Source organism: Halomicronema hongdechloris C2206, from assembly GCF_002075285.3.
Lineage (GTDB): Bacteria > Cyanobacteriota > Cyanobacteriia > Phormidesmidales > Phormidesmidaceae > Halomicronema_B > Halomicronema_B hongdechloris.
In genome coordinates this window covers 594,906-615,437 of record NZ_CP021983.2, presented here as the reverse complement: position 1 = coordinate 615,437, position 20,532 = coordinate 594,906, and the positions used below count along the sequence as shown (strand labels likewise).

At 52.4% G+C, this 20,532-nt stretch carries 20 protein-coding genes; 16 read left to right on the top strand and 4 right to left on the bottom strand.

From position 1 onward, the window contains the following. The first annotated feature begins 47 nt into the window (after positions 1–47). Entirely contained in the window at positions 48–485 is a 438-nt protein-coding gene (locus tag XM38_RS02915; protein ID WP_080813716.1) for a peroxiredoxin, read from the top strand. Between the two features lie 75 nt (positions 486–560). On the opposite strand, the gene XM38_RS02910 is transcribed toward XM38_RS02915, so the two are convergent. Together XM38_RS02910 and XM38_RS02905 are read right to left on the bottom strand one after the other, a co-directional pair. Next, positions 561–1,340 (bottom strand): photosystem II S4 domain protein, encoded by a 780-nt coding sequence (locus XM38_RS02910; RefSeq protein WP_080813714.1) that lies wholly within the window; start codon positions 1,338–1,340, stop codon positions 561–563. Between the two features lie 189 nt (positions 1,341–1,529). Continuing rightward, positions 1,530–2,735 carry a phosphoglycerate kinase gene (locus XM38_RS02905; RefSeq protein ID WP_080813726.1) on the bottom strand — a complete coding sequence of 402 codons (1,206 nt, stop codon included), beginning with the start codon at positions 2,733–2,735 and terminating at the stop codon, positions 1,530–1,532. A gap of 186 nt (positions 2,736–2,921) precedes the next feature. Here XM38_RS02905 and XM38_RS02900 point away from each other — a divergent pair, with 186 nt between their 5' ends. The 7 genes from XM38_RS02900 (at position 2,922) to XM38_RS02870 (ending at position 10,845) form a co-directional block, all read left to right on the top strand. Next, positions 2,922–3,332, top strand: coding sequence for a universal stress protein (locus XM38_RS02900; protein ID WP_080813712.1), 411 nt, complete (start codon positions 2,922–2,924; stop codon positions 3,330–3,332). Positions 3,333–3,387: 55 nt separating this feature from the next. Further along, positions 3,388–4,296, top strand: a complete 909-nt coding sequence (gene ylqF / locus XM38_RS02895; RefSeq protein ID WP_080813710.1) for a ribosome biogenesis GTPase YlqF — start codon at positions 3,388–3,390, stop codon at positions 4,294–4,296. 388 nt (positions 4,297–4,684) lie between these two features. After that, positions 4,685–5,848 carry a glycosyltransferase gene (locus XM38_RS02890; protein WP_080813724.1) on the top strand — a complete coding sequence of 388 codons (1,164 nt, stop codon included), beginning with the start codon at positions 4,685–4,687 and terminating at the stop codon, positions 5,846–5,848. A gap of 67 nt (positions 5,849–5,915) precedes the next feature. Beyond that, complete coding sequence (locus XM38_RS02885) at positions 5,916–7,961, top strand: ABC transporter ATP-binding protein (RefSeq protein WP_080813708.1); 2,046 nt, start codon at positions 5,916–5,918, stop codon at positions 7,959–7,961. Positions 7,962–7,965: 4 nt separating this feature from the next. Then, positions 7,966–8,976: an Npun_R2821/Npun_R2822 family protein gene (locus XM38_RS02880; RefSeq protein ID WP_080813706.1), complete on the top strand. Its 1,011-nt coding sequence runs from the start codon at positions 7,966–7,968 to the stop codon at positions 8,974–8,976. Positions 8,977–8,984: 8 nt separating this feature from the next. Then, positions 8,985–9,887, top strand: coding sequence for an Npun_R2821/Npun_R2822 family protein (locus XM38_RS02875; RefSeq protein ID WP_080813705.1), 903 nt, complete (start codon positions 8,985–8,987; stop codon positions 9,885–9,887). 16 nt (positions 9,888–9,903) lie between these two features. Further along, positions 9,904–10,845 carry a sulfotransferase family protein gene (locus XM38_RS02870; RefSeq protein WP_080813703.1) on the top strand — a complete coding sequence of 314 codons (942 nt, stop codon included), beginning with the start codon at positions 9,904–9,906 and terminating at the stop codon, positions 10,843–10,845. A gap of 4 nt (positions 10,846–10,849) precedes the next feature. On the opposite strand, the gene XM38_RS02865 is transcribed toward XM38_RS02870, so the two are convergent. Together XM38_RS02865 and XM38_RS02860 are read right to left on the bottom strand one after the other, a co-directional pair. Then, the gene (locus XM38_RS02865; protein ID WP_080813701.1) at positions 10,850–11,668 is read right to left on the bottom strand and encodes a peptidoglycan recognition protein family protein; all 819 of its coding nucleotides are present in this window, start codon (positions 11,666–11,668) and stop codon (positions 10,850–10,852) included. 243 nt (positions 11,669–11,911) lie between these two features. Next, on the bottom strand, positions 11,912–12,358 hold the full coding sequence (locus tag XM38_RS02860; protein ID WP_088431492.1) for a T3SS (YopN, CesT) and YbjN peptide-binding chaperone 1: 447 nt from the start codon (positions 12,356–12,358) through the stop codon (positions 11,912–11,914). A 362-nt stretch (positions 12,359–12,720) separates the two neighbouring features. Here XM38_RS02860 and XM38_RS02855 point away from each other — a divergent pair, with 362 nt between their 5' ends. The 8 genes from XM38_RS02855 to mltG all read left to right on the top strand — a co-directional run bounded on the left by XM38_RS02855 (position 12,721) and on the right by mltG (position 20,491). Then, a complete protein-coding gene (locus XM38_RS02855; RefSeq protein ID WP_080813699.1) occupies positions 12,721–14,178 on the top strand; it encodes a DUF697 domain-containing protein in 1,458 nt (485 codons plus the stop codon). A gap of 765 nt (positions 14,179–14,943) precedes the next feature. Further along, positions 14,944–15,906 carry a phytanoyl-CoA dioxygenase family protein gene (locus tag XM38_RS02850; RefSeq protein WP_080813722.1) on the top strand — a complete coding sequence of 321 codons (963 nt, stop codon included), beginning with the start codon at positions 14,944–14,946 and terminating at the stop codon, positions 15,904–15,906. Between the two features lie 10 nt (positions 15,907–15,916). Continuing rightward, positions 15,917–16,309, top strand: coding sequence for a hypothetical protein (locus tag XM38_RS02845; protein WP_088429036.1), 393 nt, complete (start codon positions 15,917–15,919; stop codon positions 16,307–16,309). Positions 16,310–16,380: 71 nt separating this feature from the next. Beyond that, the gene (locus tag XM38_RS02840; RefSeq protein WP_306441454.1) at positions 16,381–16,893 is read left to right on the top strand and encodes a CYTH domain-containing protein; all 513 of its coding nucleotides are present in this window, start codon (positions 16,381–16,383) and stop codon (positions 16,891–16,893) included. A 138-nt stretch (positions 16,894–17,031) separates the two neighbouring features. Then, the gene (locus tag XM38_RS02835; protein WP_088429034.1) at positions 17,032–18,285 is read left to right on the top strand and encodes a GNAT family N-acetyltransferase; all 1,254 of its coding nucleotides are present in this window, start codon (positions 17,032–17,034) and stop codon (positions 18,283–18,285) included. A 36-nt stretch (positions 18,286–18,321) separates the two neighbouring features. Continuing rightward, positions 18,322–18,798, top strand: a complete 477-nt coding sequence (ruvX, locus tag XM38_RS02830; protein ID WP_080808456.1) for a Holliday junction resolvase RuvX — start codon at positions 18,322–18,324, stop codon at positions 18,796–18,798. Between the two features lie 40 nt (positions 18,799–18,838). After that, the gene (locus XM38_RS02825) at positions 18,839–19,387 is read left to right on the top strand and encodes a DUF3727 domain-containing protein (protein ID WP_225889167.1); all 549 of its coding nucleotides are present in this window, start codon (positions 18,839–18,841) and stop codon (positions 19,385–19,387) included. Between the two features lie 21 nt (positions 19,388–19,408). Beyond that, positions 19,409–20,491: an endolytic transglycosylase MltG gene (gene mltG / locus XM38_RS02820; protein WP_080808457.1), complete on the top strand. Its 1,083-nt coding sequence runs from the start codon at positions 19,409–19,411 to the stop codon at positions 20,489–20,491. Positions 20,492–20,532: the final 41 nt, after the last annotated feature.

Genomic DNA, 20,532 nt, shown 5'->3' with positions numbered 1-20,532 from the left:
TGTTAAGATCGGTTACAGAACGATGCAGTATAAGGAGATGCCAACCAATGGTTTTAGCAGCAGGTGCGCAAGCCCCCAATTTTACTGCCAAGGACGAGGCTGGTAACAGCATATCGTTATCGGATTTTCAGGGTAGGACGGTGGTTCTCTACTTTTATCCCAAGGATGATACTCCTGGCTGCACCAAGGAGGCTCAAGGATTTCGGGATGCTTTTGAAGAATATCAGGGTAAAGATATTATTGTCTTGGGCGTGAGTATGGACGACGAAACATCTCATAAAATGTTTAAGGAGAAATATGGCTTGCCCTTTAAGCTCGTCGCCGATGCTGATGGCTCTATTGCTCGGGCCTATGATGTGGAAGGTGATGGTTATGCTAAGCGGGTGACCTATATCATTAACAGCAATGGGGGCATCGATAGGGTTTATGAGAAAGTCCAAACTGACTCCCACGCGAAGGATATCTTAGCCGAAATTGGTGGATGACTGCTGGTTTCTGTTGGTATAGAGGCTGTAGACAGACTGCGGCCTCTATAAGCTAGATGTTTGTTGGACTCCAATTCAGAGGTATCGGGTAAGTTGTACCCGGTACCGTTGTTTTTTGGTGGTCGCAACGTCGCCAATTTGGAGTCGCCCTTTACCTCTGATGGCAACTAAGTCACCCGGCTCAATGGTGTGACTAGTACGGGTGACAGTTATCCAATTGACCCGCACATCCCCTGCGTTGATGAGATCGGCCATCTTGCTGCGAGATATGCCAAAGCCTGCCGATGCGATCGCATCTAAACGCATCGATGCCTCCACAGTAGTCATCTCCTTAGTCCTGGGTGGCCGCACTTTGAGCTGTTGCCAGTCAACGGCACGAGTTTTGACCGGCACTGAACGCACCTGAGTCAGAGTCGTCTCTAAAAAATCCACTAACTCAGGCATTACAATCACCTGGGCACCTCGTTCTCCCAGAACAATGATGTCACCAATCTTTTCCCGCACCAATCCAGTCCCAAGAATAGCCCCCAAAAAGTCTCTGTGGGTGGCAGCATCGAACAGGAAATTGCCAGCAATATCCAGTAAGGCTAAAGGCACCTGATCAGACTCTAACGGCAGCTCTGTCCGGGCAATACCGCAGCGTTGCCGCTCAGCCTGAGGGTATCCACCAAAAGCAACAACATGGACTTCTGTCAGTTGCTGGAATACCGCCTTTGCCTCCGCCCATTCCGAAGGAGAGAGGAAATCGGAAAACACCAGATCCCAAGTTTTAATGGCCAACTCTACCTGATCTAGGAGACGAGCCAGACACTGACGATGTTCAACGGCTTGTAATAAGTCATCCCTAGGGAGCATGAAACTCTGATAACCGATAAGACTACTGGCAAGAAATCCCAACAACTAAGGAGAAGCTTGGCCCACCCCTAGCTCCTCCTCAGTCATACTAGACAACCTCTTCAGAGACAATTAAGCAAAGCTGATCAAGGCCATATCACCACCCCGACAAAGCGCTGACGAGATTGAGTATATAGGCAGTAATAAGGCCTATGCCTCATCCAGAGCAGCGATACCAGGTAGCACCTTACCTTCTAGAAGCTCCAGGCTTGCTCCACCCCCTGTCGAGATGTGGCTCATCTTGTTAGCGACGCCTACTTTCTCAACGGCAGCTACCGAGTCTCCACCACCAATGATCGTAATGGTACCCTGGCCCGTCAGATCTGCTAAGGTTCGCGCAATAGCCTCAGTTCCCTTGGCGAATTTATCGAACTCAAATACGCCCATAGGGCCATTCCAAATCACCGATTTACACTGACTCAGTGCCTCCTGAAACACCTTCACAGAATCAGGACCAATATCAAGCCCCATCCAACCTTCAGGAATCGCCTCAGCACTGACAACTTGGTCGTTGGCATTGGCCGCAAAGTTATCCGCAACGACCACATCCGTTGGCAGTAGCAACTTGACACCCTTCTCTTTTGCCTTTGCCTCTAAAGACTTAGCCAGGTCCAACTTGTCTGCTTCTACCAAAGACTTACCTACTCCTAAGCCACGAGCCTTATAAAAGGTGAAGATCATGCCACCACCCAGCAACAGCACATTTACCTTGTCAAGCAGTGTCTCAATCACACCAATTTTGCTAGACACCTTAGACCCGCCAATAATGGCAGCCAGAGGCCGTTGTGGATTCTCAATGGCATTCTGCAGATATTGCAGTTCCTTTTCAATTAGAAAACCAGCTACTGAAGGACTCAGATACTTAGTTACCCCTTCAGTGGAGGCGTGGGCTCGGTGAGCCGTGCCAAAGGCATCGTTGACATATACATCAGCCAAAGACGCTAACTTTTGAGCAAAGGTTGGGTCATTCGCCTCCTCTTCAGCATAAAATCGTACATTTTCTAGCAAGGCAACCTGACCATTTTGTAAGCCATTAACGGCAGCTGCTACCGTGTCGCCAACACAGTCATCGCACTTGACAACGGGTTGTCCCAGCAACTCAGACAGCCGCTGGGCCACCGACGTCAGCCGTAGACTCTCTATAACCTTGCCCTTAGGTCGTCCCATATGACTAGAGAGAATGACTTTAGCTCCTTTGCCCGTGAGATCCTGAATCGTGGGTAAGGCAGCACGAATCCGAGTATCATCCGTAATGGTCCCTTGATCGTTTAAGGGCACATTAAAATCAGCCCGCACTAAAACGCGCTTACCGGCGACTTCTGCTGCAGATAGGCTAGCTACCGTCTTTTTAGCCACCAAAATAAACCTCCATAACTCACATTATTACGTTTATGCACAGCTCCCTGAAAAGCCAAGCAGACCTTGCCTAATCTAGATCTCAGAGCCCATAGATTGGCTAGGCGCGCAAGCGCTGTCTGGTGCTGACATTATGCTTCGCGCCGTCAACATTGTACCGGAGACTGAGTTCCCCGTTGGAAAGCCATGTTTAAGACAATTCTCTTCCCGATTGATATGAGTCCTGAGACTCACCATGTGGCCACCTTGGCAGCCCAACTCATTAAGCTGCATCAGGGCCGTCTTATGCTACTGTCTGTGGTTGAATCCTCAGATAGCGAGCCCGCTAAAGACCATGGGCGGCAAAGCTCACCTGAGGCCGTTGCCAGGTTATTGAGTCAAGCTAAGGAGATGTTCGCTGCCCAAGGAGTGGCCGTAGAAACCCTAGAGCGAGAAGGGCATCCTGCCTTCGTGATTTGTGATGTCGCCGATGAGATGAATGCCGATCTCATTGTCATGGGCTGCCGAGGGATAGGCCTGATTGATGACTCACCAGTAGAAAGTGTTACTAATCGGGTGATCAACCTATCCCCATGCCCTGTCTTGGTTGTGCCTTAAGGCTATCGCCCTTGGGCTGACGCTACACACTTGCCACAGTCTCCCCTGCGCTACTATGTCGTCTCCTGCGATTCAATGGTATCCCGGTCATATTGCTAAAGCTGAAAAGGCCTTACTAGAGCAACTAAAGCGTATTGATGTCGTGCTAGAAGTGCGTGACGCGCGCATTCCCTTAGCCACTCGGCATCCTAAGATTGACCAGTGGATTGGTGCTAAGGAACGATTACTAGTTCTCAACCGAGTCGATATGATTCCAGCCAGTGTGCGGGATGACTGGGACACTTGGTTTCGTCAGCAAGGAACTCCAGTTCTGTTTACCAATGCCCAACAAGGCAAGGGAGTGGCTGGCCTAGCCAAAGCTGCTCAGGCCAAAGGCAAAACCATGAACCAACGCCGACACCAACGAGGGCTGCGGCCTCGCCCTGTGCGGGCCGTTGTCCTGGGATTTCCGAATGTCGGGAAATCCGCCTTGATCAATCGATTGCTCAAGCGCAAGGTAGTGGCCAGTGCCCGTCGTCCTGGCGTAACTCGACAGCTCCGCTGGGTGCGGATTTCGGACGAACTCGAGTTATTAGATGCTCCCGGGGTGCTGCCAGCTCAATTGACAGATCAGCAAGCTGCTCTGAAACTAGCCATTTGCGATGATATCGGTGAGGCTGCCTATGATGATGAACTGGTGGCTGCCACCTTTGTGGAGTTCCTAAAGCAAGATCACGCCCAGTTGCCATCGCGTACAGCAGATCAACCGTCGGCATTGGAGGCCCTGGCAACTCGATATGGGATTCACCCTACTGCCTACAGTGGTGAGGCTTACCTGATGCAGATGAGTCAAGCGCGATACCAGGGAGACCGGCAACGAGCGGCTAGACAACTGTTAACGGATTATCGAAAGGGGGTTTTGGGCACCCTAGCATTAGAATACCCACCAATGGTTCCCCCCTCGACAGAAGCGGGCTCTGCTTAAGTGGATGTTTCAAGCGTCCAATTTGAAGTCCCACCCATGTCTCAATAGAGAGTATGGGTCACTGAAACTCCGGGGTTTCTGCCTCAGTCAAGGGATCTATGCCGCTAATAAGCCACTTTTTCCAACACCCTCTAGCCCATGACTAGATTGAACTCGAGCCAGCTAGCCAGTCTAGTGGGCAACTATAAAGCCTAGGCAAAGGTCTTTAAAGACAAGATAATCCCTGGGAAGAGTAAGTTAGTATCGAACGTGGCTCTTATCCGTTGGACCTTCCGTGGGAATTCTGTTGGCACCAATTGTTTAGGTTCTGGCCAGTATCGTGACCCTTAGGCCATCTCAATCTAGTCTCTCGGTTTCTGTGATTGCCCCCGATCTCTCGGGTGGTGGCATGACTCGGGTCTATTTAGTCAGCCATCTGCTGAAGCAACTGGGACATCGAGTGAATGTCATTGGCTGCCAATTTGGGGATGATATCTACCCCCAGCCTCCCGCAGACTTGTCCGTGCAGGCAATTGCCGGCAGACCTTTGCCCGGAGCCCTAAGGTCGTTGCAGCAGCTGCTAGTCAGGACTCGAGGAGATATTGTCTATGCCATTAAGCCACGACTGTCAAGCCTATTCCCGGCCCTGTTGAGCAAGTGGTTCAGGCGTACGCCGGTCTTGCTCGATATTGATGATTGGGAATTAAGCTGGCTGGGTGGTGACAAAACGCCGTACCAACCAACCCTGAAGCAGCTATTGCGAGATATCCTTAAATCTGATGGAGCCCTGAGGCAACTCGACCATCGTTTCTACCTGGAATGGATGGAATCCCTAGTGCCTCAGGCCGATGGCATCACTGTAAATACTCGCTTCTTGCAGCGACGCTTTGGTGGGTATTATTTGCCGAATGGCCGAGACACAGATTTATTTGATCCAGACCGTTTTGATGCAGAAACCTGTCGGCAGAGATATGGTTTAGCTGGCTATCGAGTACTGATGTTTCCAGGAACGGTCAGACCCCATAAAGGGATCGAAGATGTGTTGCAAGCCTTGGACCACCTTAACCAAGCCGATATCAGGCTAGTGATTGTAGGAGGACGACGACCAGATAGTTATGAAGAAGATTTATCAAAACGCTGGTCTCGCTGGTTAATTAAGCTGCCACGCTTTCCTATAGAGAGGATGCCAGAAGTAGTAGCGGCTGCTCATATTGTGGTGGTGCCTCAGCGAGATACTCTAACGGCACAGGCTCAATTTCCGTTGAAGCTAACGGATGGTATGGCAATGGCAAAGCCCATTTTATCGACCCGGGTTGGGGATATTCCAGAAATTCTTGACGGTGCTGGGTATTTGGTTACCCCAGGGGCTCCAGACCAGATTGCCCAGGCATTACGTTGGCTGTTAACCCATCCCAAGCAGGCGGTTGAACAAGGCAAGCGTGCTCGTCAGAGGTGTTTGCAACAGTACAGTTATCATGCCATGGCCCAGACCCTGGCCCAGGTGATTGCCAAAACTGTACAGAGGACGCTGCCGTCCCATTGTCAACCATCTGTGTGTCGCCCTCCTGAGTAGCTCCCAGAGTCATGCTTAGCTGAGCCTATAGACTCTTCTTGCCGTAGATCCTGAGGTCGCTCCGTCAATGCACTCGAGAAAGCTGCTGATTCGATGCCTTAAACAATATCCTGTTTGGGTGTTTTTAACATCTTTGCTAGGCTTATCAAGCGCTGTTTTCAATGGTGTTGGCGTAGCCCTTATCATACCTATATTACTGAGTTTTTTAGGTCAAGATGTTCAGCAAAACACTAGCTTTCCACCGATATTAAATCAAATTTTGTCCATTTTTGACGGCGTTCCTGACACCTATCGAACGTTAGTCATGGCGGCCACCGTTGTCATGGCTATTATCTTTAAAAATCTGGCTAACTATGCTAGTACACTGACATCAAATGCCTTGAATCGGTCGTTCTCCTCAAACCTGCGAAAAGAGGGAATCAGATTGTTGCTTGATGTTGACATGAGCTACTTTAATAAGTTCCAGCTTGGCGACTTAATGAACCGCATTAATAATGAGGTCAATCGCACTACTTCGGCGGTTCGATCTCTGATGAGGATTGCGGTTATTGCAATTACTATCATTGTTTTTTTGGGGATTCTGATTGCGATCTCCTGGCAGCTCACACTAGTGTCGACAGTGCTGATGGGAGGCATTGCCTTGTTAAATCAATATTCTGTAAGACAGGCGAAATCCTTTGGCAAAGAGCTTTCCCGTACGGCTGGAGCCTTATCTTCGCATCTAATTGAGATGCTATCGGGCATCCGTTTGGTAAAAGCAACGGCAAATGAGGAACGAGAATATAAAATCCTTGAAGATTTAATCCGACGACGGGAACGAGCTGAATTTCGCTCTCAACTAGTCTTCGCTAGTATTGCTCCAGTCAATGAGATCTCTAGCATATTAGCGATTATCGGCATCGTGGCGGCAGGGCGAGTTTTGTTTACCGAGCAGATTCAGGCGTTCTCTCCCGTCATTTTGACCTATTTATTGGTGTTATTTCGCACGCTGCCGTTTGTGGCTCAGCTCAACACTCAGCGTAGTCAGCTTGCCAATGCATCGGCCAGTGTGGATTTGGTGAGTGACTTTTTGCGTCGAGATAATAAACCGTTCATGGTATCTGGAACGGTGCCGTTCTCCCGTCTCAATACCGGCATCCGATTTGTTGATGTATCGTTCCACTATCCAGGAAGCACTGAGGCTGTCCTGTCTGAGGTCACTCTCGATTTACCTAAGGGAACGACCTTGGCACTCGTGGGGCATTCTGGAGCAGGGAAGTCTACCTTGGCGGATTTATTAGCTCGTTTCTACGATCCGAGCCAGGGCAGTATTGAGATCGATGGTATTGACCTGCGTCGATTAGATGTCAAGTCTTTTCGTAGGCGGCTAGGTATCGTGAGTCAAGATACTTTTTTATTCAATGCCTCGGTTCGCAATAATATTAAGTATGGATCTCCTGAGGCGACTGATGGGGAGATTATTGAGGCGGCCAAGCTGGCCAATGCCTATGAGTTTATTCTACGTTTGCCCCAGGGATTGGATACGCCCATCGGCGATCGGGGGGTGTTGCTGTCTGGAGGACAGCGACAACGGTTGGCCATTGCTCGGGCGTTGATTCAAGACCCTGAGATTCTGATTCTGGATGAAGCGACCAGTGCGTTAGATACGGTGTCAGAACGCCTAGTTCAGGAGGCGATTGATGCCCTGAGTCGCGATCGCACCACCCTGGTCATTGCCCATCGACTCTCGACGGTGCGGCGGGCGGATCAGATCGCCGTATTAGAGGCAGGTCATGTGGTTGAGGTGGGCACCCATACTGAACTTCTAGGACATAATGGCCCCTATGCCGAACTCCATGCAATTCAGTTTGCAGATCATCCGGCTGACACCAATGGCGCCAGTACGGATGCCTCCCTGCAGGCGGTGAGTCAGGCGTCCCATAATTTGCGATCGCACCTGAATAATCTCTTGGGATGCCTAGGACTGCTGGCTGAGAGTCCAATGGAGGAGACCTCGGAACAGGCTGAATTGACCCAAGCGGCTTTGCAAGAAGCGCTGAACATGTTCAAAGCCATAGAAACCTGGGAAAAAGAGGCTGAGACCGCTAGTACCCGCGTTGCCATAAGGAATTAGCACCATGGTCGACGGTATTTACACCCTGGCTAACGATTCGGTCTATGACCAGCTCGTGGCTTTACTCAACAGCATTGACGCCAATGCGGCCGGGAACTTCCCAGTCTGTGTCATCGCCTATGACGATCGCCTAGAACGGGTCAGAGCCGAGGTGGCTCAGCGGTCCCATGTGACCCTACTGGAGGATGCTGAGATATTTCAAACCTGGGAAGACTTCTCCTTTCAGGTATGGCAGACTCACCCAACGGCATTGGCCAACTGGAAGGCCCAAGGCATCCAAACTCGCTTTTATCGAGTTGGGGAGAACCATCGCTATGGCGCCTTCGATCAGCGAGCTCCCTTTGAGCGGTTTATTTATCTAGATGCTGACACCCTAGTCATGGGGCCCCTGCAGCCCATCTTTGAGCGGTTAGATGCCGATGACGTTGTCGTCTATGACTTTCAGTTTAAAAGTCCCGATCACATCTTTAACCTGCAGTGCCCGCATTTACATCAGATCATTGCGCCCCAGCGGTTTGCCAAAACCATCTTTTGCTCTGGATTCTATGGGGCCAAACGCGGCCTATTTCCCCCGCAGCAACGGCAGTGGCTAATTGAGCAGCTGGCCCAAGGGGATGCCGAGGCATTGTACTTAGGGGCTCCGAACCAATCGGTGCTGAACTATATGGTGCATAAGAGTCAGTTATCGGTAAGTAACCTCGCCCATGATTGGCCCTCGGATAGGGTGACGGGCAATTCGGTCACCTCATCTCACTTTCAGGCCCAAGACCAGGTGCTCTATGACAAAGGCAGGCGCTTGACCTATCTCCATTTCATCGGGGTTTCGTCTCAGGTATTTCGGCGGCTGTGTGCGGGAGAAAATCTCGAGTTTCCCTATCGTGAGGTGTTCTTGCACTATCGCTACCGCCATGCCCCACAGCAACGTCCTGCCTTTAGGGGGCCTTTGAAACCCTATAAGGCCCCACCCCCGCCGTTGATGCAGCGGGTGTTGCGCAAGCTAAAGCTGAGTTCTTAGGCAGAGGTATGGTAAAGCGTGGCGTCTATATTGTGGCCAATGATCGGGTAGCCGATAATGCGATCGCATTGTTGAGCAGTCTGCGGCAGCATGACCCTGACTTACCCGTCATCCTAATTCCCTTCGATCGGCAGTATCAGACCATTGCCGCTCTGCTAGAGCGCCACTACCAGACACACATCTTCCCAGATCTGGGATTCCTGGAGCAATTCACCCAGACCATTGCCGACATCTTTCCCCGAGACTTTCTCAAACTCCCCAACAAAATGCGCAAGCTGGCGGTGTGGTTTGGTCCGTTAGAGCACTTTCTCTACATCGACACTGACATTATTACCTTTCAGCCCCTGAGCCAGACCCTCGATTTTCTGCAGCAGGCCGACTTCATTTGCTGTGACTACCATTGGAAAGGCCGGGGCCTAGCCGAGGTCTTTTCACCTACCGTGCCAGAACAGGCCCTATTTTCCGACGAAGCCCTCGGCGATGTCTTCAATAGCGGCTTTTGGGGGTCAAAGCGGGGACTCTTCACCCTAGATCAGATGACCTCCCTGCTGCAGGAGTGTGCTGACCACCGCGAGTATTTCGACTTCTCCAGCGGCACCACCGATCAGCCCATCATGAATTTCTTGGTACTCAAGGCCATCGAGCGACGGCTGAATATTACTAAGGTGGTGTCAGGAGAACCGGGAAGTTGGGCGGGGAGTAGCCATTTTAGCCAGGTAGACCACAGACTCTACGACGGCGATCGGCCTCTGCGCTACCTGCATTGGGCTGGCACCCCGATGCGACCGGGGGGTCCCTATTGGGACCTGTGGCACCATTATCGGTTTTTATCGGTGACCGACCCGCTATTCACTCAACCAGCAACCAAACCCCCTACTCTCTGGCAACGGCTGCGGCGACGGTTAACGTGATTGGGAGAATTTCACCATGGCAGACAACCCCAGAAAGGTGGTATTTATTCTGGGCATCGGCCGTTCCGGATCGACGATGCTGGATTTAATGCTGGGCACCCACTCGCAGGGATTTTCCCTAGGAGAGATCAGCAAAATTCCCCAGATTTTTCAGCGGCAGCAGACCGTAGCCGCCTTTTGCCCCAGCAGCAGTTTCTGGCCAGATCATTTCAGCGAAGCAGATGCCCGCCGGTTGGCCATTGGCCTCAGTGGCCATCGCTTACACCGACATGTGCCTCTAAAGTTGGAACGCTGGCTACGGGAATGGCTAGGCCAAGATGCGATTTTGCATCCCTATACACTGCTGCTTGATCGTATTGGCCAGCCATTGCTAATCGATTCCAGCAAATATCCCGATTGGGTCAGTCGCCAGCTACAAGGCCGGGAGTTTCGTCAAGGCCATATCCAGGCCTATCTCTTGCACGTTGTCCGCGATGGCCGCGCCGTGTTGAACTCCTACCTGCGGGCCTATCCAGACTGGACTGTGGAAAAAATTAGCCGGCGTTGGCTCGATAACCTGACCCATAGCCAGCAGGTATATGAGCGGTTCCCAGCAGCGCGAAAAATGCGGGTGCGATATGAACGACTGGCCACTCAACCGGAAGCAACCATGCAGGCCGTCTGCCAATTGCTGGAGATTCCCTATGAACCTGCCATGCTGGCCTATTGGAGCGGGAATCATCACTATGTGGCGGGCAGTCGCAGTGCCCGGGCCTTAATTGCTCGGTATCGACAACACCCCATAGCCGCCAATGTCCAAAATGTGCATGGCAGCTATTATCAGGACATGGAGATGACCATTAAGCTGGACCAACGGTGGCGGCAGGAACTCTCTACTGACAAGATAGACAGGTTTTATCGTATCGTGGGCGATCGCAACCGCCCCTATGAATGGGACGATCTCCCTGCTGCTCACTGAGCCATCAGCCGGCCAATCCGGCTCGGCTGGGATAGCGGTGCAACAGGCTAAAGAAGCGCTCGGCACTAAAGCTGCGGGGATCCATGCGGGTGCCGGAGCGATCGACAGCTCGGTGGGTGGTGATGCGGCTATCGGGAATGTCGGTACGGGCCAACAACCAGGCTAGCGATTCATACTGGGCTTGGGTGTAACCACTGTGGCTGCGACCATTGCCACGGCCATCGGCAGGGGTTTCGAGGGAGACGTGGTAGGCGAAGTTATTGACCGAGGGGGGGAAATTGGGATTGGTTACCACCGTCTCTGAACCGTTGGGTCCCTGAAATACGGAGTTACCCGCCCCATAGGCCCGCTTTTCTGGAGGAACAATATAAATGACCGTGCCATCTCGACTGATCAGGCTATGGTAGCTGACCTGGTCGGCATCTCGAGGGTGAGGAGTTTGAAAGAGATTAATGGCGCTACGGGCTGAGCCCACTGTTTCGTGGATGACTATGATGAAGTCATGCTGGATGGGCCGACCGTAGGCATCGGTGAGGTAGCGCTCGCCATAGTTGCTGGGATCGGCTAAGGCGATTTCTTCGCGGGGGGTATAGTTGGGGGCGCTCTGGGCCAGAAGGTGACTTGCGGGTACGGTCAAGTCAGTCGTTGCCTGTTCCTGAGAGACGGCTGGGACTAATGCGGCCTCGGCGGACTGATGGAGGCTGGGTAGGCCCGTTAGAGACTCTACAGGTTGGAGCGGCTGGGGCAGAATGCCAACTACCAGGGCGACGAAGGCGAGGGTGACCAGGCTGAGGACGCTGAACCAAAGGGGTTGCCGCTGCATAGAATAACTAATGGTGACAGGGCACTGCTGGCTATTGCTATAGATACTCCAGAACTGTAGCTCAGATTGTGCTGAAAGATGCAGGTCTGCCCTCAAGGTCTAGGCCGCCCCGTTCTCAGACCCGCGACCTCCCTGACTAGTACTCGTCGGCGGAAATAGCCCCCCTGTTGGTTCAAGGCAGAAGCCTTGATACGTCGAGAATTCCCCTTCTGCCTTCTGCCCTTTTCCTTCTGCCTTTCTGTACTAGGAAGACCAGCGATCGAGGGCGCGCTTGCCGCCCCATCGGGCCACAATTTCGTCGTCGTAGTCGTCGGCGATGCGAATCACGGTGGTCACAGAGTACTTCAGTTCGATGCGATCGCAGGTAGACCCCACCAGACTATGCTCTAAAACGACATCATTCTCTGCATCTAGGGCAAAGCGACCAAATTGAATACCATTGTTTTCCCGCAACAGGTAATAGGTCAACTCTGGGGTGATGGTGACATCGGTAACCACATAGGCACGGGTGGTAATCAGGGATTCGGCATCATCCCAGGGCATGACCCGGGTAGAGGCTACCGCCGAGCCAAAGTTGACGATAAATAGGGGCTCATCTTCGAAGGTTAAGACAGCATCCCCGAACAAATCATGCATCCAGGGAGTAATGCGGTCGTAACACTGCTGTTGGGCTGAATTGAGAAACTCCATAGGGTACAGGCTGGGAATACTAGGCATTCTCTCATCAATCCCCAACCCTAGACCACGGTATGCCAAATCCTAGCTCCTAATCGCAACCATCGACCGCCTATTGCTGCCCTGCCACTCTAGCGCTCTCAGACTCCCCCAGTTAACAACTAGTCGCTAAACTAACGCCGTCGTCTATGACCAGAGGCTCTCGTCTATCCCAGAGATTAGCTATGGTGAAAAGGACCCCACCATAGTCCTTGACCGGGGCTGATCGCCACCAAACTCAAGGGAAGTCGAGCCTGGGCTCACCGGCTGACAAGGTTTGCCCCTGGCGCTCTAGGCTATGGATGATGGCTGATTCGCTCATGTAGGCTCCCTGGCCAATGACATCCTCCTCTACTGGCGCCAACGATCCTGGGTCAGCAGCAACCGAACAAGCATTAGCTGACTTAATTGCTGACTTTGATGCCCTACAGACAGACCTCCACTATCAAGAGGCCCAGGCGGTGCTGCAGCAATTGGTCGACCGTCTAGAGCTCTCCCCCCGGGAACGGGCTGGCCTAGAGGATGATATTGCCAGCCTGACCGGCCTATTGACCAAGCTGGAGCAAGCAGTGATTCATATTGCTGTATTCGGGTTGGTAGGGCGAGGCAAATCCTCGTTGCTCAACGCCCTGCTGGGACAATCGGTGTTTGCCACGGGGCCAACTCATGGGATAACCCAGCAGGTCGAGAGTAGTCGCTGGCAGATGCACCACGAGCTGCTGAGCGAGAGCCCAGGGCAGTCTCTGGTCAGAGTCTCTCTGCCAGGGATAGGGCAGTCTCGGATCGAACTCGTGGATACCCCTGGTCTGGATGAGGTGGCTGGGGAACAGCGAGAGGCTCTGGCCCAACGTATTGCTCGCCAGGTGGATTTGATTCTGTTTGTGGTGGCTGGGGATATCACCCGGGTAGAGTATCAGGCCTTAGAAAACCTGCGGCAGGCAGGCAAGCCTCTACTGCTGGTGTTTAACAAGATCGATCACTATCCCCAGCTCGATCGACAAGCTATCTATGAGACGCTGCGAGATCGGCGGCTACAGGAGCTAATTGCTCCTGAGGACATTGTCATGGCAGCGGCAGCTCCACTGGTAGTGGAGGCGGTAAAGCGACCCGATGGCCAAATTATTACCCAGACTCGCCGAGGAGCTCCCCAAGTGGATGCCCTGAAGTTAAAGATTCTGGAGATTTTGCACCGTGACGGCAAATCCCTGATTGCCCTCAATACCCTGCTTTATGCTGATACCGTCAACCAACAGCTATTGCAGCGAAAGCAACAAATTTGCGATCGCATCGCCGACGATGCCATCTGGACTGCCGTCATGACCAAGGCCATGGCCGTGGCCATCAACCCGATCATGGTGGCCGACCTCCTAGGTGGGGCCGCAGTAGACGTGGCCTTGATTACTACCCTGTCCCGGCTCTACGGCTTACCCATGACTCAAACCGGCGCGCTGAATCTGCTGCGACAGATGGCTTTAGGGTTAGGCGGACTCCCTGCCAGCGAACTCTTGGTTACCTTTGGCCTCAGTTCCCTCAAAGGATTGCTAGGGCTCTCAACCATAGCCACCGGTGGCCTCTCCTTACCGCCCTATCTCTCCGTAGCCTTGACCCAAGCTGCCGTGGCAGGGGTCTCCACCTATGGCATTGGTCAAGTAGCCAAGGCCTATCTGGTCAATGGAGCCACTTGGGGGCCTGAGGGGCCAAAAGCTGTGGTTAGCCGCATTCTCAATTCCTTAGACGAGCAGTCCATCCTGAACCGCGTCAAGACTGAACTGCAGACTCGCCTGGAGCGAGAATAATCTAGCCTGAGAGGACATTTGAAAACTCGGCTGAAAGCCCTGCAGGGTAAGCGTTTTAGAGTGTATGACTCTGTTGGCCAGAATCCAGTCTGGAGCAAGGTTGCAGGGTACTTTCCAAATATCCTCTGAGCCAGTCAGCCCAGTACGCCCAAGTAAAAGGGGAAACCTTAAAAAAGTGGGAAGGCGGCGAAGCCTTCCCACTCATTGAACTAGAGAATCAGCCGCAAGCGGCTATTGTTATAGCCACCGCCACAATGTTTTGTGCGGTGGCGAGCCAGTCCGCCTCCCTAGACTGGGCCATTGGGCGATCAGTCATGCCCTAAGCTGACTGGCCAACGCCATATCTACACATTCAGTATGGCTACCCCTACTACCCACGTCAAAAGACAGCCAGTCAACCATTGCCGCATGTTAAAGCACCCTAGGACTCCATGCAGGAAACACTGGCTGAGCGATGTAATTACGGTACCCCAGTACTTAAACAGAATCTCAATCTCCGATAAAGTTTTTGTGAAAATAAAATATCAGCCTGACAGCCCCTACACCATGAGCCATGATCTCTCGTAAGAAAGGGAAATGGGTCTACCAAGGCATATACCAAGACATATTTTGACGCATCTGAAAGATAGCTCCTAGAGCCAAGGTCAATCTTGAATTTGAGTCCAAGTGATCAGTCGCCTTGACTCCTCTTGGTGATAGAAGTTTTAAATCTCGAGAAGATTAATTTCAGTCATGTTTTTGAAGCCTGACATGAGGATTTCGACCATGTCTGCAACTAGGAGAGAGACTCTTTTTTTCAGAGGGCTCTATATCGAAGTCTTCCTGAGACTCACTAAATATTTAGATAAAATGCGTAAAAATCCTAGATGGTTTTTAATGGCCATCGCCGGAAGATTTGGTTGGATTCGTTCTATCGTCAGGAAGATGGCCAATCAGGCAAATCTCCAACAGCATTTATCTCAATCTGACGCTTCAAATTTTAATGAGGTCAACGCAGTTGACATCGCAGACACCTTAAAAGAAGATGGATTGCGTCTTGGTGTGACTTTGCCAGATCATATTCTGCAAGAGATACTAGAATTCGCCTATTCCACTTCCTGTTATGGAAATTTGAATCCTCGGCTAGGATTTCTCTATTCCGAGAAAGATGAGCTTAACTGCGAGACTACGCTATTCACAGCGCAGTACTTTAACACGAGTTTGCTATGTCCAGCCATAAAGACATTGGCCGAAGATCCAAAACTAGTTGAAATTGCGGCTAGATATCTGGATGCCGATCCCATTTTCACTGGCAGCCGACTATGGTGGAATTTCGTTGTTGAAGATGCAAACCCTTACGATTCTAACAAGACGATCACCTTCTTTCACTATGATCTAGATGACTATGCCTGTCTCAGATTCTTCTTTTATCTGACCGATGTAGATGAGAATGGCGGTCCTCATGTCTGTGTTCGTGGCAGCCACACCAACAAAACTCTCCCTCAAATTCTCTGGCCGGTGAAACGTCGTAAGGATGAGGATATTATCGCCTGCTACGGATCCGAAAATGTGATTTCTATTCTGGGTCCTAGGGGGTTTGGATTCGCTGAAGATACCTTTTGCTACCATAAGGCAACCCGACCCTTAAGCCAAGACCGGCTGATATTGCAAATTCAATTTGCCATCCATAATTATGGATTACACCATGATCTCAAGGACCCGTCTCTCTTGAAAAACATAAAAGAATAGGTGCCTGTTCATGGTTGCGGCCCTGAAGGCTCTCCTGAATCCCCAATGTAGCGACATCTCGTTTCTAGATGCCGATAGGGAAATCTTTCAAAGCCATCCCATCGCTGTCTTCGCTAGACCCTGGCAAGGTCGGCATTGTGTCTATGGTATTTTTCGGTTGCCCCAGGAGCATCGGATCGAGTATCCAATCCTAATCATAGTCAGTGGGGCAGGCCGCTACCGCAAGGAAGCCTGTATGGTGAAGCAGGATGCGGAGCACTATGCTGCTGCTGACGGGTACTATTTGCTGAGAGTTCATCTGAAGACCCGAGTGGCTGTTAGCCTGATTCTCAGGGGCCAGTCCTATCGATTGAAGAACCCTCTTAATTGGACGATTTTCTATAATGTGGAACCGGTCAAATAGTTGGGGACCATGGCCATGGCATCCTAGACTCGGGAGCTATCTGGCTTGCGATCGCATACCGCTTTGTAGCGGTGGTCCTATCTGTAGAGGCGAGCATTGCTGCCATGGCCCAGGAAATTGAGCGCAAATTCTTAGTCACTGGGGATGGCTGGCGTTCGCAAGGGCAAAGAGTGCTCTACCGTCAGGGCTACATTCCTACCACAGATGCACGTACAGTAAGGATTCGGGTCGTTGGCCAACAAGGCTATTTAACCTTGAAGGGACCTACCGCCGGGGTAACTCGCAGCGAGTTTGAGTATCCTATCCCCCACGATGAGGCCATGGCGATACTCGATATCCTGTGTGATCCTCCCTTGATTGAGAAATGGCGTACTCGCATTGAGTTAGAGGATCTAATTTGGCAGATCGATGAGTTCCTAGGAGCAAATCAAGGCCTGATTCTAGCCGAAGTCGAGCTCACACAGGAAAACCAGACCTTACAATACCCAAGCTGGTTGGGGCCAGAAGTGTCCCACGATCCGCGTTATTTTAACGTCAATCTGGCCCGGCATCCCTACACCGCCTGGTCTGACGCAGCAACGTAATTCAAACCATCGGCCAACCTCTGTCGTCAGGCGGCGGGTGAGTTCGGCCGAGTCAGGGGGGCAATGCTGGGTTACTGCTCTGAAATGGTTAAAATAAATAGCAAGGTTTCCAGTGGCATAGTATAGATAGATAGTTTTATGGCCCATTCGACCTTTACAGACGCTGCGCTGACAATTCGTCCACTCCAGTATCGAGATTTAGATGAGCTGAGGCAGTGGACCGCGGATGTTGTTGACGCCGGAGAAATGGTGGCGTCTTTAGAGACGATTCAACGTCTGGAGCAGGTACGGCGGTGGTACGGACCGTTGAAGGTCTTAAGTCTTTTCCCTAATCCCTGGCAGCATCTGTTTTCCGCTTTTGTAGCAGAGCGTCAGGGTCAGTTATGCGGCCTGATCCAAGTGTCTCCGTTTAATCGGACTCGTAGTACTTGGCAAGTGGATCGGGTAGTCGTCAATCGCTCAGTTGTGCCTACTGGCGCCCCCACCTTCTTCGGAGATATCGGCTCACGGCTGCTGCGGTACTGCTTCGAGACAATTTGGGAGGCCCGTACCTGGATCATCGAAACGAATGTCAATAGTAAGGCGGCTCTGGCACTCTACCGTCAGAATGGATTTCAGCCTTTGGCTCAGGTGACGTATTGGTCCATCGGGGCCGAACAGCTAGCGGATTTGGGCGGCCGGGAACCGGACTTACCGAATTTGTTGCCGGTCAGCAATGCCGATGCCCAGCTTCTCTACCAGTTGGATACGGCAGCCATGCCCCCGTTGGTGAGGCAGGTATTTGACCATCAGATTCAAGATTTTAAGACGAATGTCTTGCAGTTGCTCGCAGCGGGGCTGACCAATTGGTGGCAACGCAATGAAGTCCTGAATGCCTATGTGTTTGAACCTCAGCGCAAGGCAGCAATTGGCCATTTTAAGCTGGTGATCGATCGGGATGGTCAGCATCCCCACCGGGCAGATTTGACAGTGCATCCGGCCTATACCTGGTTGTACCCTGAGTTGATGACACAAATGGCCCGGGTATTGCAGCCATTCCCGTCTCAGTCTCTACAGGTCACGTCCTTGGACTATCAGCCAGAGCGGGAGGAGTATCTAGTTAGAACCCAGGCAGTGCCTCAGGATCACACGCTGCTGATGTCCCGCTCAGTATGGCACAAGATGCGGGAAACCAAGCCGGTGACATTAGAAGGGTTACAGCTCTCTGATGTGCTATCTGGTCTACAACCAGCGGGTAAGCCGGTGCCGGGGCGGATGTCTTGGTCGGAGGAGTGGCCACTATCGTTACCGTCGCAGGTAGCGCCCTTCCGACGACAGCGAGATCGCTGGGGACGCTCGTCAGACCACGATGCCTCTGAGCCCGATGCTTCCGCCGATGGCTCTAGGGAGTAACGTCTAAGGCTGTGTCAACGTAGGTTCGCGTTCTCTATGGCAAACCCTTTGGGCTCGGCTGAGGTCTCTGCGTTGGGGCTGGATGTGGGTAAGCGACGCATTGGTGTGGCTGGATGCGATCGCACCGGGTTAATTGCCACTGGCCTCACAACCGTAGAGCGCACCTCCTTCGATCGAGTCGTGCAGGAGTTGCGCTCCCTGGTAGAGTCGCGAGCGGTCACCGTATTAGTGGTAGGGTTGCCCTACACCATGGGAGGTGAGATGGGAGCTCAAGCTCGTCGGGTGCAAGCATTCGCCCAGCGACTATCGGCAGTGTTGCAACTACCCGTAGACTATGTGGATGAGCGCCTCACCTCCGTGGAGGCGGAACAGCTGATCCGGGGAGACAAGCGCTCGCCCTCTCGCCATAAGGCGTTGATTGACCGCAAGGCTGCTGCAATCATTTTGCAACAGTGGCTAGATCAACGACGTACCGAGCCTTCCCGGTCATCCGGGGCCTTGCCGCCAGTGTGAGGGCCTGATTACCCAAGCCAGAGTCAGGATGGAGGATGATGTGAACGAGGCCTACGACGAGCAAGTATTGCTGATGGACGAGGACGGTCGTTCGCTGCCCTGTTCCATTGAACAAACCTTTGACGTAGACGGGCAACGTTATTTACTGCTCTTACCAGTGGATGCTCCCATTGAAATCTTTGTCTGGCGACAGTCAGACGGGGATGAAGTGCTGATGGACGTGGAAGAAGAGGATATTGACACGCTATTTCCCACCGCCCGGGCCGTGCTGGCGGAGCAGAACCTAACCTTGCAGCATACTGCCATTACCCTAACGGCGGCTGGTGAGATTCCTGAAGCCAATGATGATGACTGTCTCACCCTGGAGTTAGATGAGTGGGGCACTGCCTTGGACGGGGCCACTGAAGACTTTCAAATTTTGGCCACGTTTTTCCACCAGGATGAGGAGTATACCATCTGCACCCCCAGCGATCCCCTCCTCATCTGCGCCCATCGCAATGCCTGGGGTCAGATGGAGATTGTTTCGCCTGAAGAGTTCCAGCGAATTCGAACCCAGTTAGAGGATAAACTGTTTGACGTGTTAGATTAACCCTGCCCTGTGGCTGTGCCTATGCGTTCCCAAACCCTATCGAGAGCCATTTTCTACAGCCTGTTACTCCCGGCAGCGGTAGCCGTAGCTGGTTGGCAGGGGTGGGCTTGGTGGAGTTGGGCCAGTGCCCCTGTGGAGGCTGACGCTGACACCGCTATTCAAATCCATATTCCTAGGGGGACGTCTGGCCAGCAGATTGGTGAGGATTTAGAGGCGGCCGGCTTGATTCGCTCGGCGTTGGCCTGGGACCTTTGGGCCCGCTGGCAGCGGTTGCGTCAGCCCCAGGGAGCCTTTCAGGCGGGTACCTATGCCCTGACGCCCAGTCAACCTTTAGGTGCGATCGCAACCCAGATTTGGCAAGGGGAGGTACTGCAGCAAACCTTCACAATTCCCGAAGGCTGGTCGCGACAGCAGATGGCAGAGTTCTTCGAGGCGGAGGGTTTCTTTCCTGCCGCTGCCTTCCTCGCAGCAACCCAGCAGCTTCCTCGCCATCGATACCCTTGGCTACCCGACGACCTGCCCCACCTAGAAGGGTTGCTCTACCCAGATACCTATCAGCTGCCCATAGCAGGTGTCACCCCTGAGGCCATCGTGCAACAGATGCTAGATCGCTTCGAAGCCGTGGCCCTACCCCGCTATCAAGAGGCCACCACCGAGCTTAACCTGCTGGAGTGGGTCACCTTAGCCAGCATCGTCGAAAAAGAAGCTGTTGTAGCCGATGAGCGCCAACTAATTGCTGGCGTTTTTATGCAGCGCTTGCAACAGGATATGCCCCTCGGAGCCGACCCCACCGTAGAATATGCCCTGAATATTCAACAGACCCCTGATCAACCACTGACCCTAGCTCAAGTTCGCACCCCTTCCCCCTACAACACGTATCTGAATCCGGGCCTACCACCCACGCCCATTGCCAGCCCCGGGCTAGCTAGCCTAGAGGCGACTCTGAATCCAGCCGATACAGACTACCTCTACTTCGTGGCCCGCTACGATGGTACCCATATTTTCAGTCGTACTCTGGAAGAGCACGAAGCGGCTCAGGCTAAAATTCGGGCTCAGCAAGCTGATCAAGGTTCAGAGGCAGCTGAGAATGGAGCCGAGAATTGATAGATTCCTAGCAGCCCATCGAATTGTATCGGTTTTATCCA

Bases quoted from the DNA above. Each gene is read 5' to 3' on its own strand.
- XM38_RS02890 (WP_080813724.1), top strand. From the start codon at position 4,685: ATGACTCGGGTCTATTTAGTCAGCCATCTGCTGAAGCAACTGGGACAT.
- ruvX (WP_080808456.1), top strand. From the start codon at position 18,322: ATGGCAAACCCTTTGGGCTCGGCTGAGGTCTCTGCGTTGGGGCTGGAT.
- mltG (WP_080808457.1), top strand. From the start codon at position 19,409: ATGCGTTCCCAAACCCTATCGAGAGCCATTTTCTACAGCCTGTTACTC.
- XM38_RS02860 (WP_088431492.1), bottom strand. From the start codon at position 12,358: ATGGAGTTTCTCAATTCAGCCCAACAGCAGTGTTACGACCGCATTACT.
- XM38_RS02875 (WP_080813705.1), top strand. From the start codon at position 8,985: ATGGTAAAGCGTGGCGTCTATATTGTGGCCAATGATCGGGTAGCCGAT.
- XM38_RS02865 (WP_080813701.1), bottom strand. From the start codon at position 11,668: ATGCAGCGGCAACCCCTTTGGTTCAGCGTCCTCAGCCTGGTCACCCTC.
- XM38_RS02880 (WP_080813706.1), top strand. From the start codon at position 7,966: ATGGTCGACGGTATTTACACCCTGGCTAACGATTCGGTCTATGACCAG.
- XM38_RS02900 (WP_080813712.1), top strand. From the start codon at position 2,922: ATGTTTAAGACAATTCTCTTCCCGATTGATATGAGTCCTGAGACTCAC.
- XM38_RS02855 (WP_080813699.1), top strand. From the start codon at position 12,721: ATGACATCCTCCTCTACTGGCGCCAACGATCCTGGGTCAGCAGCAACC.
- XM38_RS02870 (WP_080813703.1), top strand. From the start codon at position 9,904: ATGGCAGACAACCCCAGAAAGGTGGTATTTATTCTGGGCATCGGCCGT.
- XM38_RS02835 (WP_088429034.1), top strand. From the start codon at position 17,032: ATGGCCCATTCGACCTTTACAGACGCTGCGCTGACAATTCGTCCACTC.
- ylqF (WP_080813710.1), top strand. From the start codon at position 3,388: ATGTCGTCTCCTGCGATTCAATGGTATCCCGGTCATATTGCTAAAGCT.
- XM38_RS02910 (WP_080813714.1), bottom strand. From the start codon at position 1,340: ATGCTCCCTAGGGATGACTTATTACAAGCCGTTGAACATCGTCAGTGT.
- XM38_RS02885 (WP_080813708.1), top strand. From the start codon at position 5,916: ATGCACTCGAGAAAGCTGCTGATTCGATGCCTTAAACAATATCCTGTT.
- XM38_RS02915 (WP_080813716.1), top strand. From the start codon at position 48: ATGGTTTTAGCAGCAGGTGCGCAAGCCCCCAATTTTACTGCCAAGGAC.
- XM38_RS02850 (WP_080813722.1), top strand. From the start codon at position 14,944: ATGTCTGCAACTAGGAGAGAGACTCTTTTTTTCAGAGGGCTCTATATC.
- XM38_RS02845 (WP_088429036.1), top strand. From the start codon at position 15,917: ATGGTTGCGGCCCTGAAGGCTCTCCTGAATCCCCAATGTAGCGACATC.